Genomic DNA, 14,619 nt, shown 5'->3' on the forward strand with positions numbered 1-14,619 from the left:
GGTACGTCAAGGACGAAGTGAAGGGCAAGGGAAGGCCGACGTGGCTGGCCGAGAGGGCGGGATCCGCCGGACGGAGGCGAAGGGTTCCGACGACGGGGCGTGGGCGCAGGAGCTGCTGGATCTGCTGCGGACGGCCCGGCACGACCCCGGCCGGGTCGTGGCCTGGCTCGCGGACGCCGTGGACGGCACCGCTTGTCTCCAGGACGACACGGGCACCTTCCTGGCCGGCACACACACGCCGTTGGACAAGGGTCTCTTCGAGGACCTGGTCGGCGATGTCGCCGCGGGCCGGATCGCCTCCGCCGCCTGGGAGGGCGAGGGACGGCATCTGCGGCTGGTCCGCGTGGAGAATCCGGGTCCGGCGTCGGCGGGTGTGCTGACGGTGTCCCGCACAGCGGCGTTCGACCGGCGCAGCGCCGACATCGTGACGCGCACCGTCCACGTCCTCGAACTGCTGCTCAGCGCGCGGGAGACCAGCACCGCCGGACACCGGCTCGCACGCGCCACCTCCGACCTGAGACTGGCGATCCTGCAGCTGCTGATGGTGGAGGACATCATCGCCGCCCGCCGTGTCGCCGCGGGCCTGTGGCCGGGCCTGCTCGACACGGACTCGGCCTGTGTCTACGTCGTCGAGAGCAGCCCCGAGGAGCGCGACCGGCTCGCCGAGGAGTGCCTGGACGCGACGCGTGAGCAGGCGCTGGTCGTGCGCTGTCCGGCCATGGACGGGCATGTGATCGTGGTGACGCCCCGCGACACGGTGGCCGGTGAACTGCGGTCCCTGATCGGCCGCCGCCCCCGGGTGTTCCTCGGCGGCAGCGCCCGGCAGAGCCTCGCCCGCACCGCCACCGCCTACGGCCAGGCCGTCAGCGCGCTGGCCGTGGCGCACTTCCGCCCGGACAACGCCGCCGTCTACGCCGAACGCACCCACCCCGAACGCCTGATGGACCCGGCGGCGCTACGCGCGTGGACCGACCACCTGCTGCGTCCCCTCGACACCCTGCCCCACCACACCCGCGCCGAACTGCTCGCCACCACCCGCCTGGGCCTGGAGTTCACGGCCGTCAGCGCCGCCAAGGTCCTCGGCGTCAGCCGCAACACCGTGCGCGCCCGGATGGAGCGCGTGGAGTCCGTGCTGGGCACGGACTTCTCCGACCTCACCGCCCGCGCCGTCGTCCACCTGGCCCTCAACACCCAGGTCAGCCTGGAGCACGGGCCCACCGACGGCGGCGCCCCGCAGACCGGCCGCGCCCGCCTCGACGACTTGCTGAAGGGGCCCGCGCTGCACGTGTGGGCAGACGATCTGCTGGCCCGCCTCGACGACGACGCCCGCCCCCTGCGCCGTACCCTGCGCACCTGGATCGCCGGGGGCGGCAACGCCGAACGGGCGGCGCAGACCCTGGGCGTCCACGCCCAGACCGTGCGCGAGCACGTCCGGGGCGCAGAGCCGGTCCTGGAGCGGCAGTTGCTCGCCGGCGGCACTGATCTGTACGAGGTGGTCCTGGCCCACCTGGTGGCGGGAGACCTGGATCAGCCGGTTCTGCACGGGGCGAAACCGGGCCATCCGGACTCACTTGTGCACAGGTGAGTCCCGCGGCCCGATCAGCGGGCACCGCCGCGGTTCACAAGCCCGCCGCCATGCCCGTAGGTTCGACGAGCCGCGGGGGCACGACCGGAACGGGGGACCGGTCGCGCCTCCGCCCCACGGCCGTCAGCCGCCCGGCCGCACCGGGATCTCCTGCCAGCCGAACGCGATGAACGACGCCACCTGCCGCAGCTCGGACGCCTCGACGTCAAGCCGCAGGTCGGGGAAGCGCGCGAAGAGCGCCGGCAGCGCGGTCAGCGCCTCCATCCGGGCCAGCGGCGCACCGATGCACCGGTGCACACCGATCCCGAACGCCATGTGGTCGTCCGCCCCGCGGGAGGCGTCGAAGACGTCCGCGTCCGCCCCGTAGTGCGCCGGATCCAGTCCGGCCGCCGCGTACGTCGTGATGATGGCGTCCCCGGCCGGGATCGTGACGTCGCCGACGGTGAGGTCGGACACGGCGTACCGCAGCGGGAGCGCGGCGATGGAGGGGTGCACCCGCAGCGTCTCGTCGACGACCGCGTCCCAGCCGGTCTGCCCGGACCGTACGGCGGCCAGCTGCTCGGGGTCGCGCAGCAGGGCGACGACCGCGTTGCCGATCAGGTTCACCGTCGTCTCGAAACCGGCGCCGATGACCAACAGCAGCGTGTACAGCAGCTCTTCGTCACTGAGCCGGTCGCCGTCCTCGTCCCGCACCCGGATCAGTTCGGTGGTCAGGTCGTCCCCGGGGTGTGCGGTGCGGTGGGCGATCAGCGCGGGCAGCACCGTGCCGATCTGCCGCTGCACGGACGCGGCGTGCTCGGGCGTCGGGTCGGAGGTGTCCATGATGGCCGCGATGAGCCGGACGGTGTCGGGCACCAACTCGTCGGGCACACCGAACAGTTCGCAGATGACCCGCAGCGGCAGCGGGTGGGCCAGCGCCGCCTTGATGTCCACGGTGCCGTCTTCCGCGGCGGCCACCTTGTCCAGCAGCTCCGCCGTGATCGCCTCCACCCGCGGCCGCATCGCCTCGGTGCGCCGCTGCGTGAAGCTCGGCGCCACCAGCTTCCGCAGCCGGGTGTGCTCGATGCCGTAGGTGGTGAACATGTTGACCACGCCGACCCAGCCCAGGATCCAGCCCCAGGAGGGGTGTTCGCCGAGCTCGGGCCACAACTTCCAGTGCTGCCGCGGATCCTTGCTGACCCGGGAGTCGAGGATCAGCTGTTTGAGGACGTCGTGGCCGGTGGGTGCCCAGGCGGGGATCCCGCCGGGCAGCTCCACGGGCACGATCGGGCCCAGGGCGCGCAGCCGGGCGGACTCGGCGGGGATGTCGGAGCCGAACGGGTCGATGGCGAAGCGGTCGATGCGGTCGGTCACGGTCACGACGGGACTCCTGGCTGGTCGGGGGAGCGGGGGCTGAACCTGACGGGCAGCGCGGTCAGCGAGCGGTGGAACGGGCCGGGCCGCCAGGTGAGACGGTCGCGCGGCAGGACGGGTTCGAGGTCGGGCAGCCACTGGGTGAGCCGCTCGATCGCCTCGGTCGCGATCAGCAGCGTGTGCTGCTTGACCGGGCAGGCGTGCGGGCCCGCCGACCAGGACAGGTGCGAGGCGTCCCCCGGGCGCGGCGCACCGGCTCCCTCCCGCTCGGCGGCGTGGGCGAGCGCCCCGTAGGAGATCACCACCGGGACCGCGGCCCTGATCCAGGCCCCGTGGAAGGAGACGGGCCGACGGGCGTAGTGGATCCCGTAGTTCGCCAGCGGCGTCTCCCGGTGCAGCACCTCGACCACGGCGTCCATCACCGGGCGCGCCCCGCTGGTGAGGGTGGAGTAGTAGGCGGGGTTGCCGAGGATGCGGGACAGCGCGTTCGACACCAGGTTCGCCGTCGGTTCGTGTCCCGCGCCGAGCGTGAGGAACACCTGCCAGGTGACCTCCTCCGGGCTCAGCCGGGCCGGATGGTCCAGCAGCCAGCTCGGCAGGTCGTCGCCGCGCCGCTCGGCCTTGGCGGCGATCAGCTCCAGCACGTACCCGCCGAACTCCGCCTCGCCCTCGGCGGCCTCCGCACCGCCCTCCATCATCTTGCCCAGCGCCGCGTTCAGGCGGTCGCTCGCCTCGTCCGGCAGCCCGAACAGGCTGTTGAACACCAGCGCCATCAGCGGTCGCGCGAACTCGCCCACCAGATCCGCCTCGCCCTTGGGCCCGATCCGGCCCACCAGCAGATGGACCGCCCGGTGCACCCGCGCCCGCAGATCGTGCGGTTCGACGCGGTCGAAGGTGTCGATCAGCGAGGTCCGGTAGCGGACATGGGCGGCGCCGTCCGCGAACAGGGTGTTGGGCCGCCAGCGCATCATGCCGAGCACCGGCGAGTCGTCGGCGACCGTCGACTCCCACGGCCGCGGGTCGTGCGAGAACGTCTCCGTGTCACGCAGCAGGTCCAGCGCCGCCCGCCGGCCGGTGACGACGTACGCCGGTACGCCCGGCGCCAACTCGGCCCAGCCGACCGGACCTTGGGCGCGCAGGGCGTCGTAGTAGCGGTAGGGGTCCTGGGCGAAGCCGTCCTCCCACAGGCGCACGGGTGCCGAGCGGGAGAAGGTCTGCTGGGCTGCGGGGTAGGTGGTCACCGGTTCTCCGGAGGGTGGCGGTCGATCAGATGCTGGACCAGGGCGAGCAGGGCGTCGATCGAGGAGTTGGCGTCGCGCGCGTCGCAGGTCACCATCGGCGTCCCGGGCTCCAGGTCCAGCGCGGCGCGCAACGCCTCCTCGGTGTAGTGGTCCGGGGCGTCGGGGAAGGAGTTGAAGGCGACCGCGTACGGCAGCCCCGACTCCTCCACCAGCCCGAGCACGTCGAACGACGCGTCGATCCGGCGACTGTCCACCAGCACCAGCGCGCCCAGTGCCCCGTAGGCGATGTCGTCCCACAGGGAACGGAACCGCTCCTGGCCGGGCGTGCCGAACAGGTACAGCACGATCCCGCCCGTGAGGCTGATCCGGCCGAAGTCGATGGCGACGGTCGTGGTCGCCTTGTCCCGGACCCCGGCGAGGTCGTCCGAGCGCGCGGAGGCCTCGCTGAGCTGCTCCTCGGTGTGCAGCGGCCGGATCTCGGAGACGGAGTCGATGAGGGTGGTCTTGCCCACCCCGAAGGGGCCCGCGACCAGGATCTTCACCAGGTCACGGGCGGTGTCGGGCAAATGGATGCCGCTAGTCGTGCTTGAGGGCGCGAAGGCCATCGGCCACTCTCTTCAGCAGGTCGGGGTCGAACCGTTCGGCGGGCGGGACCGGCGCGCGGGACAGCACCAGGTCCCGGTCGACGAGGGAGCCGGCCAGTACCCGCACCGCGGACACCGGCAGCCGCAGCAGCGCCGCGGCCTCCACCACCGTCAGGGATCCGCAGTCCAGGGTGTCCAGCAGGGCGAGTTCGGCGGCGGGCAGGCCGGGCGGCGCCGGGGCGCCGCTGCCGGTGAGCACCGACAGCCGTTCCAGTTGCGGACGGCTGGGCCGGGCCACACCGCCGGTCGACAGGTACGCGGGTACGAGCGGACGGCCGGCGGGGCGGCCGGTCATGCCGGCGCGCCGCCGTCGGCTCCTCGGGGCACCGCGGCCATCGCCTTCTCACCCAGCCGCGCCACCTGGGAGTGCACACGGTGCGCGAGCAGGTCCAGGCGCACCTCGCCGTCCCCGTAGGCGGCCACACAGGTGCCGTGGTCGGTCGGCACGATCAGCACGTACCCGTGGTCCGACTCGATGACAACCTGCCGCACCTCGGCCCGCTCCCGGTCGGCGAACGCGGCCGCGGCGGTGCGGCACGCCCCCTGCACGGTGCTGGTGATCGCGGCGACCCGCTCGGCCGACGGCTGCGAGAGGGCGTCGGTGTAGCCGGTGACGAACCCGTCCCGGGTGAGCAGCACGGCGGCCACGACATGCGGCACCTGGAGGATCGGGTCCAGCACCCACGCCGTGTCTCCTGCTTCGCGGCCGGTCATCGGGCCGTGCCCCCTTCTGCGTCGTCGTACTCGGTGTCGTCGGTCTGCGGATGGATCCGGGCGCGGGCCGCGGCGGTGCCGGACTGCAGCGCGCCGAGCGCGGCCGCGGCCTCCTCCGGACCCCGCGCGGGCGGTGGGGGCGCCGGTTCGGCCTGAGCGACCAGGCGCTCACGTCGCCGCCGCTGCGGCAGGGCGCCCGTTTGATGCCCGGGTACGGGGGCGGCGGCGCCGTCGCCCGGCTCGGTGCCGTAGGCGTGGGACGCCGCGGCGGGTTCCTCGGGCTCGGGCCGGCGGGTCGGGCGCGGGGCGCTGGCCGCCGGCGGCTGCTCCTCGGGATCGATCCGGGTCAGGAGGTGGCTGTCGACGCGCAGCACGGCCCGTACGCCGCCGTAGGGGGAGGGCGAGGACAGGTCCACGCCCAGGTCGAACTGCCGGGTCAGCTGGCCGATCGCGGCGAGCCCCATACGCGGCGGGTCGCCGAGGTCGGTGAGCAGGATCGGGTCGGAACCGGCCACCATGCGCTGGGCGCGGGCGCGTTCGTCCTGGGTCATGCCGAGGCCGGCGTCGTCGACGGTGACGCAGGCGCCGTGGTGGACGTGCTCCAGGTTGACCACGACGTCCGTGTCCGGCGCGGAGTGCCGCAGCGCGTTGTCCAGCAGCTCGGCGACGATGATCGCGACGGGTTCCACGGCGTGCGAGACCAGGGCGGTGCCCGCACGCAGGTGGTTGTGGACCTGGACCCGGTGGTAGCCCGCGAGCCGGGCCTGGCCGCCGGTCACCGCGTCGACCAGATGGGACTCCTCGCGCGCGAGCCCCACCCACGCCCCGCACACCACCGCGGCGACCTGGGCGCGCCGCAGCGACTGCTCGTTCTCGTGGTCCAGTTCGAACAGTGTCTGCGTCAACTCGGGGTCGTCGTAGCGCTGTTGGAGGCCGCGCAGTGCGTCCTGGAGCCGGTAGAGCGCGGCCTGGATCTCGCGGGTCGCGCCGCGCATCCCGGCCTGCGCGGCGGCGTCGACGCGTATGCGCTGCGCGGTGAGTTCGATGCGCAGCTGGTCCAGTACGTGCTCCAGCGCGGCGCCCAGGGGCGAGGCCGCCGCCTGTGGGTCGCGGGGGCCGGGCACCGCGAGGTGCGGGTGCGTCAACTGCCGGGCGGCGGCGGGGACGCGCTGCGCCGCCAGATGCTCGACCTCGGCCGTGAAGGTCCGCAGTACGCCGTCCAGATGGGCCCGTAGGGCGGCGATCTCGTCGCGCTGCACGGCCCGTTGGCGCCGCGACCGGAGGAGCCCGCCCCCGAGGGCGAGCGCGGACAGTGTGCCGACGGCGAGTCCGCCGACGGCAAGGTCCGGTAATTCGATCATCGAATCGGTATCCAGAGAAGTCGGGCAGGGCAGAGTGCGAAAGCCCCTCACGAGGCGCTCGCAGCACAGTACACACCGTCATCGACCGCTCTCGCACGCCAGATCGACGGTTCACTCCGAAACTGCCCGCTCTCTGTTCGCTTCTGCGTCAACTGTCTGAATTGCCGTACAGCAAAAGCGAGTTGGCGGTACGGCGGCCTGGCCGTCGTATGTCCTTCGACGTCGACCCGACTGGCCTGGGCCGCGGCGGGTACCCGCCGCGCACGACAAGAGGAGCCGGAGCCGGGGCGGCCCCGGCCCGGCGGAGAGGGAGGAGGTTCGTATGGCCGGCAGTGCCGAAACCGGCGGTGTGACGGGTACCCGGGACAAGGATTACGACCTGATCTGGTACGTGGAGGCGTGTCTGAGCAACGCCCTGCGGCTGGAGACCTACATCCAGGACGCCGAACGCGGCAAGGACACCGAGGTCGCGGACCTGTTCCGCAGGGCCCAGGCGGACAGCCGCAAGGGCGCGGAACTGGGGAAGGAGTTGCTGCGCTCGCGCCTCAGCGGGGGCTGACGGCGCATACACCCCGCAAGGCCCGGGCCGTCGCTGGACAGGCGGCGCCCGGGCCTTCCTGTGCGCGGGCCGGACGGATACCCTACCGGTCGGTAACCGGACCGTGTGCAGGAGGAATCATGCCGCAGCTCGAAGTCGACGGCGCAGCACTGACGTACGACGACGAGGGCCCCCACGACGGCGGCGTGCCCCTGGTCTTCGTCCACGGCTGGACCGCGAACCGGCACCGCTGGGACCACCAGCTGGCGCACTTCGCCGGGCAGCGCCGGGTGGTCCGGCTCGACCTGCGCGGACACGGCGAGAGCACCGGAGCGGGCGTGCGCACCATCGAGGAACTCGCGCGGGACGTGCTCGCGCTCCTGGACCACCTGAAGATCGAACGCTGCGTCCTGATCGGCCACTCGATGGGCGGGATGATCGCGCAGACCATCACCCTCGCCCACCCCGACCGCGTCGAGCGCCTGGTGCTGGTCAACTCCATCGGCCGCATGGCGTACAGCCGCGGCCGCGGCCTGCTCATGGCCGCCTCCACGCGCGTCCCCTTCAAAATGTTCGTCGCCGCCAACATCCAGCGCGCCTTCGCCCCCGGCTACCCCCGCGAGGAGATCCGCGCTTACATCCGCGCCTCCGCGGCCACCCCGCGCGAGGTCGTTATGACGCTCTACGGCGCCATGCGCGCGTTCGACGTCCTGGACCGGCTCGGCGAGCTGCGCGCGCCCACGCTGATGGTGCACGGCTACCACGACATCCAGCTGCCGGTCACCCAGATGCTGCGGATGGCAAAGGCCTGCCCGGACGCCGAGGTCCGCATCATCGACGCGGGCCACGAACTGCCCGTGGAGCGGCCGCAGGAGCTGACGGCAGCGATCGACCGGTTCGTGTCCGGCGTGGCGTCGTGAGCTTCCCGACTCACTGGCTGCGTGGGCCGTAACGGCCTGGGGGCAGCATGAACGCCACCATCCCGGCCGTAGGCTACGGCCGGAGCGGCTCAACCGGGACCGCGGCGCCTTCCAGCGGCAGGTGGTCGCGGTGGTGGTGCGACTCCAGCCATGCCTTCGTCACGAGCAGCGGACGCGACAGGCATACGTCCCCGACCTTCTGCGAACGCACGAGAAGCCCCAGATCGGCCAGGGAGAGGGACCCGTCGGGCGTGTACAGCAGACAGCTCCCGTGCTCGGCGGCGTAGTCGAGGAGGAACTGCTGCACCTGCCCGGGATCGCGGCCGGCCAGCGCAAAGCCCGCCAGCAGGACCTGTGGACCCGTGACCGCGTCCAGTGCCACGCACGCCAGCTTGCCCGCGTCGTAGAACACCTTGACTCCGTCGGCGAAGTCCTCCTGCCCGTAAGGACGACCCACGTGCCGGAGCGGCCCGGCGACCTGCAGCGCGTCGGCGACCTCGCCCGCGCTCATCCCGAACCGCAGTGGCCCCAGACCGACTTCGGGCAGCAGCTCCCAGCGCTCCCGCTCCTCGCTCGCACGCATCGCCCCGTCCCTTCGATCGGCCGTCCCATGGCCGTGTCCGGTGCTCAAAGTGCCAGCTGAGCTGTTTGAGCGCCAACTGAAGGGCTGGGTCGGCACAGACGCCGGCTCACCCCCGCCGACCCCTTGACCCTGCCCCGCCCACCGGCTTAGCGTTCCCGCGTTTGAGAGTGATTGAAACGATTCAAGACTTGCATTGGCACCTAGCAACCAGCACTTGGGGCACCTCATGCATGAACTCATCTCGCAGCGTGGCGGGATATCGCGCCGCTCCGTCCTGGCCGCCGGACTGGCCGCCGGGGCGACGGCCGCACTCTGGTCGGCCGCGCCCGTCGCCTCGGCGGACGAGGCCGGACCGGTCGCCGACTGGTTCGCCAACCCCTCGCGGCCCGTGCGCCCCAAGTTCCGCTGGTGGTGGCCGGACGGACTGGTCGACCCCGACGAGATCGCCCGGGAGATCGACCAGATCGCGGACGCGGGATTCGGCGGCGTCGAGATCGCCGCCGTCCACCACAGCATCAAGGACAAGTCCGTCCTGGACACCGCACACCACGGCTGGGGCAGCCGCCCCTGGCGGGACGGCGTGGAGGCCGCCCTGCGCCGGGCCGCCAGACGGGGACTCACCGTCGACCTCACCCTCGGCCCGAGCTGGCCCGTCGCCGTGCCCGGCCTCACCCCCGACGACGAGGCGGCCGCCCAGGAACTCGCCTACGGCCGCGTCACGTTGACCGCGGGCGCCACCTACGAGGGACCGGTGCCGCCGCCCGTGCACGCCCCGGCCTCCGGCGTCACCCGGCAACGGCTCCTTGCCGTCCAAGCCGCCCGGGTCGAGCCCGCGAACTCCACCCGCAAGGAGACCGGCCTCGACCCGGCCAGTGTGCGCGACCTCACCGCGACCGTCAGCGACTCCACGCTGACCTGGACGGCGCCCCAGGACGGCGACTGGGTGATCGTCTCCTACTGGCAGCGCGGCTCGGGCCAGCAGCCCGAGTCCGGCCCCCACTCCTCGCCCGCCGCCCACGTCGCCGACCATCTCTCCGCCGCGGGCACCGTCGCCGTCACCGGCCACTGGGAGAGCCACCTGCTGACGCCCACACTGCGGCAGTTGCTGAAGGCCGCGGGCGGCGCGTTCTTCGAGGACTCGGTGGAACTGGAGACCGACGCCCTGGTCTGGACCCCGAACCTGCCCGCCGCCTTCCAGGACCGCACCGGCCGCCCCCTGCTGCCGTACCTGCCCGCACTGGTCCTGGACAACAGCAACCAGGTCTTCGCGTTCGAGGCCCAGCTGACCCGGCAGATCAGACACGACTTCTGGGCGACCGTCTCCGACCTGTTCAACCGGCACCACCTGCGTGCCCTGCGCGACTGGGCGCACTCCCTGGACATGCGCCTGCGCTCACAGCCGTACGGACTCCAGACCGACGCGATCGCCTCGGCCGCCCTGCTCGACATTCCCGAGGGCGAGAGCCTCGGCTTCAAGAACCTCGACGACTACCGCTGTCTGGCGGGCGGCCGTGACATGGCCGGACACACGGTCCTGTCTTGCGAGTCCGGCGCCTACAACGGCTCGGCCTACAGCACCACTTGGGACCGTTTCCTGCGCACCATGGGCGGCGCCTACGCCGCGGGCGTCAACCAGACGGTCGTCCACGGCTTCTCCTACGCAACCGCCCCCGGAGTGAGCTGGCCCGGCTTCGCGGCCTTCAGTCCCTACAACGGCGCCGCCGGCTACGGCGAGTCCTGGGGGCCGAGGCAGCCCACCTGGCACCACGTCGAGGACATCGCCGGTTACCTCGGCCGCGTCCACGGCGTCCTCCAGTCCGGCACCGCCCGCGCCGACGTCGCGATCTTCCGGCAGACCGGCTACACCGCCACCGGCATCGGCGCCTCCTGGTTCACCGCGACCGGCGTCCCGCTCGGCTGGACCCACCAGTTCCTCAGCGGCCCCCTCCTCGATCTCCCCGGCGCCACCGTCTCCGGGGGCCGCCTGGCCCCCGACGGCCCCGCCTACAAGGCACTGTTCGTCGAGGGCGACTTCTTCTACGGCTCCACCCCCACGCTCGCCCTCGCCGACGCCCGCAAGCTGCCCGCCCTGGCCGAGGACGGACTGCCCATGATCCTGCTCGGCGCCTTCGACCAGGCGCTGACCCCGGGCGTGCCGGACGGGGACGAGACGGACCGGCTGCGCGAGGTCCTGGCCCGCCTTCTCGCCCTGCCCCACGTCAGGCGCGTCACGGACAAGGCAGCCGTCGGCGACGCCCTGGCCGCGCTCGGCGTCACCCCCGACGTACGCCACGCCACCGCCTCCACCCTCCTCAACGCCCACCGGGTCACCGACGAGGCGGACTTCTACTACCTGTGCAACGGCAAGCACGCCGAGACCGTCAAACCGCCGGTCGCGACGATCGGCCACGACGTCACCCTGCGCCGCACCCGGGACGGCGGCAGCGCGGTGCCCTACCTGTTCGACCCCTGGTCGGGCGACGTCGTCCGGATCGCCCAATACACCCAGGACGGCGACGAGTTCACCCTCCGCATCACCCTCCAGCCCGGCCAGACGACCGTCGTCGCGCTGGGCAGGCCCGGGCTCTTCGGCGACCGGAACGGGGACCGTCCGCACGCGGTCACCACGGACACCGACCAGGTGCTCTACGCGCAGGGCGGCCCGGCCGTACGAGCGTCCGCGCCCGGCACGTACACCACCCGCCTGTCCTCCGGCCGCACCGTCACCACCCGCATCGCGTCGGTCCCCGAAGCGATCACCCCGGCCCGCTGGGAACTTGAGGCGGAGGACTGGCGCCCCGGAGCCGGCGCGACTCAGACGGACCGGCTCCGGCACACGCTCACGCTCGACACGCTGCTGCCGTGGTCGCAGATCCCCGAGCTGGCCGACTCCGCGGGCATCGGCCGCTACCGCACGACGGTCGAGCTGCCCTCCGACTGGGACGCTTCGCACGGCGCCCGCCTGGAGCTCGGCCAGGTCAGCGACACCTTCCGGGTGACGGTCAACGGCATCCGGACGGCACCGGCCGACCGCCTCCACCCCGTCCTCGACATCGGCCCACTGCTCCGGCGCGGGACGAACACCGTCGAGGTGGAGGTGGCCACGCCGCTGATCAACCGGCTCCGGGTCGCCCAGCCGGCCGTCTTCGGCACGACCGCTCGCCAGGCGTACGGCCTTGTCGGTCCGGTGCGTCTGGTTCCGTACGTGCAGGCGCCGTTGACCTGACGCGGAGCCCGGGGACTGCCGGGAGTTCAGATCCAGGTGGGCAGATGCGCCTCGGAGTAACGGGCGCCGAAGCCGCCGTGCGGCAGGATCTCGTCGATCGCCGCAAGATCGGCCTCGGTCAGCGTGACGTCGGCGGCGCGGGAGTTCTCCTCGACGCGCTTCGGGCTGCGGCTGCCCGGGATGGGCACGATGTGCTCGCCCCGGGTCAGCAGCCAGGCAAGGGCCAGCTGGGAGACGGTGGCGCCCTTGCCTGCGGCGAGGTCGGCGAGCCGGCCCACGGCCTCGACGTTCTTCTCGAAGTTGCCCGGCTGCCAGCGCAGGTCGAAGCTGCGCATGTCGGTCGGGTCGTACTGGTCGGCGGGCTTGGCGGTGCCGGTGATGAAGCCGCGGCCGAGGGGGGAGTAGGGCACGAAGCCGATGCCGAGTTCGTCGAGCGTGGGGAAGAGCTGTTCGGCGTCGCGCTCGAAGAGGGAGTACTCGGTCTGGAGGACGGAGACCGGCTGGACGGCGTGGGCCCTGCGGAGGGTCTCCGGGCCGGCCTCGCTGAGGCCGAAGTACTTCACCTTGCCCGCGTCGATCAGTTCCTTGACCGTGCCCGCGACGTCCTCGATGGGCACGTCCGGGTCGACGCGGTGCTGGTAGAAGACATCGATACGGTCGACGCCGAGGTGGCGCAGGCTGTCGTCGGCGACCCTGCGGATGTTCTCGGGACGGCTGTTGAGGCCGAAGCCCTGCTCCGTCCGGTTGGCCAGGTCGAAGCCGAACTTGGTGGCCAGGACGACGTCGTCGCGGAAGTCCTTGACCGCCTTGCCGAGCAGGATCTCGTTGGAGCCGGTGCCCCAGCCGTAGAGCTCGGCGGTGTCGAAGAAGGTGACGCCCAGCTCGTAGGCGCGGCGGATGGCGTCGATGCCCTCCTGCTCGCCGTTGCCGGGGCCGTAGGCCATCGTCAGGCCCATGGTGCCGTAGCCGATCGCCGAGACGGCCAGGCCCTGGCTGCCGAGTGTCCTGTGCTGCATGACGGGCTCCTTGGATCGAGTCAGGTCAAACCAAACGGTTCGGTTCTACCGTACGCTTTGTGCTTCGCCTTACCAAACCAAACAGTTCGGTGCATAAGATCATCCGCATGGCACTGCGACCCGTGATGGTGAACATCAAGGCCCTTGATCACTCGGCCGTCGGTCAGTTCTGGGCGCAGGCGCTCGGCTGGAGCGCCTACAGCGCCGGCGCGACCACCTACGTCGGACCGGCCGGTGGCCTTGTGTGGCCGCACCCGGTCGCCCTCGGTATCGACGTCGTTCCCGTTCCGGAGCCCAAGACAGCGACCAAGAACCGTGTGCACCTCGATCTCGCCACCACCTCCGCGGCCCATCAGGCCGAGTTGGTCGCACGCCTGAAGGCCCTTGGTGCGACGCCCGTCGATGTGGGCCAGGGTGACGTGCCGTGGACGGTCCTCGCCGACCCGGAGGGCAACGAGTTCTGTGTGCTGGAGCCCCGGGAGATCTACCGGGACACCGGGCCGATCGCGGCCGTGGTGGTCGACTGCGCCGATCCGCGCGCCATGGCCCGGTTCTGGGGTGAGGCGACGGACTGGACCCTGCACGAAGTGACCGACGACCAGGCGGTGTTGCGTTCCGCCAAGGGTGTCGGCCCGTATCTCGAATTCCTCCGCACGCCCGATGGGAAGACCGTGCCGGACCGCGTCCATCTCGACCTGCTGCCGTACCCCGGCGACGACAAGGAAGCGGAGGCGGACCGGCTGCGGGCCCTCGGCGCCACCGACCTCGACCTCGGCCAGGGCGACGTGCCGTGGACGGTCCTCGCCGACCCGGAGGGTCACGAGTTCTGCGTTCTGGCCCTGTCCTGACAGGCGGCCTGCCGGAGCGGCAGGCCGCCTGTGCTCAGCTGCCGGTGCCGGACTCGCCGAGCACCCGGAACGTGGCCTCGCCGACCGTCAGCATCCCGTCCGTCAAGGGAGTGCACCGCACACCGCCCTTGCCGCGCAGGGCGCCCTGGGCCCCCGGGCCGATGGTCACGTCCATCCAGGCGCAGGGGCGGGCCGGGCGGTTGAGGGCGAAGGTGACCGGGCCCGTGCCGCAGTCCAGGCTGACGACCGAGCCGACGAGGGCGTCGATGTCGACGCCGCTGAGCAGGACGTTGCGTCGGGTCTGGCCCAGGTCCACGGAAGGGTCGATGCCGAGGGGGAGGTTCTCCGCGGACATGAGGGTGACCGAGGCGTCGCGGTGGGCCCGCTGCCCGAAGTAGCGGTCGCCCACCAGCCCGAGTCCCTCGCGCACCTCCACCCGGCGCACGAGTTCGCCGGCGGGCTCGGCCGGGAGGCCCTCCGAGGGGCGCCCGGCGAGTCGGTGCACGGGGGACACCAGCAACTGCACCACCTGGATCCGCACCTCGGTCATGCCGCTCACACTAGGACATCGCTCCTGCTGGTGAGCGGGG

At 72.3% G+C, this 14,619-nt stretch carries 14 protein-coding genes; 5 read left to right on the top strand and 9 right to left on the bottom strand.

The features are described 5' to 3' along the window. Positions 1 to 40: 40 nt before the first annotated feature. Positions 41 to 1,585, top strand: coding sequence for a helix-turn-helix domain-containing protein (locus AB0Q90_RS24250; protein ID WP_363161448.1), 1,545 nt, complete (start codon positions 41 to 43; stop codon positions 1,583 to 1,585). Positions 1,586 to 1,708: 123 nt separating this feature from the next. Here AB0Q90_RS24250 and AB0Q90_RS24255 read toward each other — a convergent pair whose 3' ends face one another. From AB0Q90_RS24255 to AB0Q90_RS24280, 6 genes are read right to left on the bottom strand one after another with little or no spacing between them, the layout of a single operon-like run. Next, entirely contained in the window at positions 1,709 to 2,944 is a 1,236-nt protein-coding gene (locus tag AB0Q90_RS24255) for a cytochrome P450 (protein WP_363161449.1), read from the bottom strand. After that, positions 2,941 to 4,179: a cytochrome P450 gene (locus AB0Q90_RS24260; protein WP_363161450.1), complete on the bottom strand. Its 1,239-nt coding sequence runs from the start codon at positions 4,177 to 4,179 to the stop codon at positions 2,941 to 2,943. The genes AB0Q90_RS24255 and AB0Q90_RS24260 overlap by 4 nt, the downstream gene beginning before the upstream one ends. After that, positions 4,176 to 4,784 (bottom strand): ATP/GTP-binding protein, encoded by a 609-nt coding sequence (locus tag AB0Q90_RS24265; RefSeq protein ID WP_363161451.1) that lies wholly within the window; start codon positions 4,782 to 4,784, stop codon positions 4,176 to 4,178. Before AB0Q90_RS24265 ends, AB0Q90_RS24260 begins: the two co-directional genes overlap by 4 nt. Then, positions 4,756 to 5,118 carry a DUF742 domain-containing protein gene (locus AB0Q90_RS24270; RefSeq protein WP_363161452.1) on the bottom strand — a complete coding sequence of 121 codons (363 nt, stop codon included), beginning with the start codon at positions 5,116 to 5,118 and terminating at the stop codon, positions 4,756 to 4,758. Before AB0Q90_RS24270 ends, AB0Q90_RS24265 begins: the two co-directional genes overlap by 29 nt. Beyond that, positions 5,115 to 5,537, bottom strand: a complete 423-nt coding sequence (locus tag AB0Q90_RS24275) for a roadblock/LC7 domain-containing protein (RefSeq protein WP_363161453.1) — start codon at positions 5,535 to 5,537, stop codon at positions 5,115 to 5,117. Before AB0Q90_RS24275 ends, AB0Q90_RS24270 begins: the two co-directional genes overlap by 4 nt. Next, complete coding sequence (locus AB0Q90_RS24280) at positions 5,534 to 6,898, bottom strand: ATP-binding protein (RefSeq protein WP_363161454.1); 1,365 nt, start codon at positions 6,896 to 6,898, stop codon at positions 5,534 to 5,536. Before AB0Q90_RS24280 ends, AB0Q90_RS24275 begins: the two co-directional genes overlap by 4 nt. Positions 6,899 to 7,220: 322 nt before the next feature. Here AB0Q90_RS24280 and AB0Q90_RS24285 point away from each other — a divergent pair, with 322 nt between their 5' ends. Together AB0Q90_RS24285 and AB0Q90_RS24290 are read left to right on the top strand one after the other, a co-directional pair. Then, complete coding sequence (locus AB0Q90_RS24285; protein WP_363161455.1) at positions 7,221 to 7,457, top strand: hypothetical protein; 237 nt, start codon at positions 7,221 to 7,223, stop codon at positions 7,455 to 7,457. Between the two features lie 119 nt (positions 7,458 to 7,576). After that, positions 7,577 to 8,356 carry an alpha/beta fold hydrolase gene (locus AB0Q90_RS24290; RefSeq protein WP_363161456.1) on the top strand — a complete coding sequence of 260 codons (780 nt, stop codon included), beginning with the start codon at positions 7,577 to 7,579 and terminating at the stop codon, positions 8,354 to 8,356. 73 nt (positions 8,357 to 8,429) lie between these two features. Here AB0Q90_RS24290 and AB0Q90_RS24295 read toward each other — a convergent pair whose 3' ends face one another. Further along, positions 8,430 to 8,939 carry a hypothetical protein gene (locus AB0Q90_RS24295; protein WP_363161457.1) on the bottom strand — a complete coding sequence of 170 codons (510 nt, stop codon included), beginning with the start codon at positions 8,937 to 8,939 and terminating at the stop codon, positions 8,430 to 8,432. A gap of 226 nt (positions 8,940 to 9,165) precedes the next feature. Between AB0Q90_RS24295 and AB0Q90_RS24300 the strand changes: the two genes are divergently transcribed. Continuing rightward, positions 9,166 to 12,165, top strand: coding sequence for a glycosyl hydrolase (locus AB0Q90_RS24300; RefSeq protein ID WP_363161458.1), 3,000 nt, complete (start codon positions 9,166 to 9,168; stop codon positions 12,163 to 12,165). A gap of 26 nt (positions 12,166 to 12,191) precedes the next feature. On the opposite strand, the gene AB0Q90_RS24305 is transcribed toward AB0Q90_RS24300, so the two are convergent. Next, a complete protein-coding gene (locus AB0Q90_RS24305) occupies positions 12,192 to 13,181 on the bottom strand; it encodes an aldo/keto reductase (protein ID WP_363161459.1) in 990 nt (329 codons plus the stop codon). Positions 13,182 to 13,288: 107 nt separating this feature from the next. On the opposite strand from AB0Q90_RS24305, the gene AB0Q90_RS24310 reads away from it, so the two are divergent. Next, entirely contained in the window at positions 13,289 to 14,029 is a 741-nt protein-coding gene (locus tag AB0Q90_RS24310; protein WP_363161460.1) for a VOC family protein, read from the top strand. 34 nt (positions 14,030 to 14,063) lie between these two features. Here the strand turns inward: AB0Q90_RS24310 and AB0Q90_RS24315 are convergent, their stop codons facing one another. Beyond that, positions 14,064 to 14,579, bottom strand: a complete 516-nt coding sequence (locus AB0Q90_RS24315; RefSeq protein ID WP_363161461.1) for a molybdenum cofactor biosysynthesis protein — start codon at positions 14,577 to 14,579, stop codon at positions 14,064 to 14,066. Positions 14,580 to 14,619 lie beyond the last annotated feature (40 nt).

Origin of the sequence: Streptomyces sp. NPDC079141 (genome assembly GCF_040686775.1) — a bacterium.
Taxonomy (GTDB): domain Bacteria; phylum Actinomycetota; class Actinomycetes; order Streptomycetales; family Streptomycetaceae; genus Streptomyces.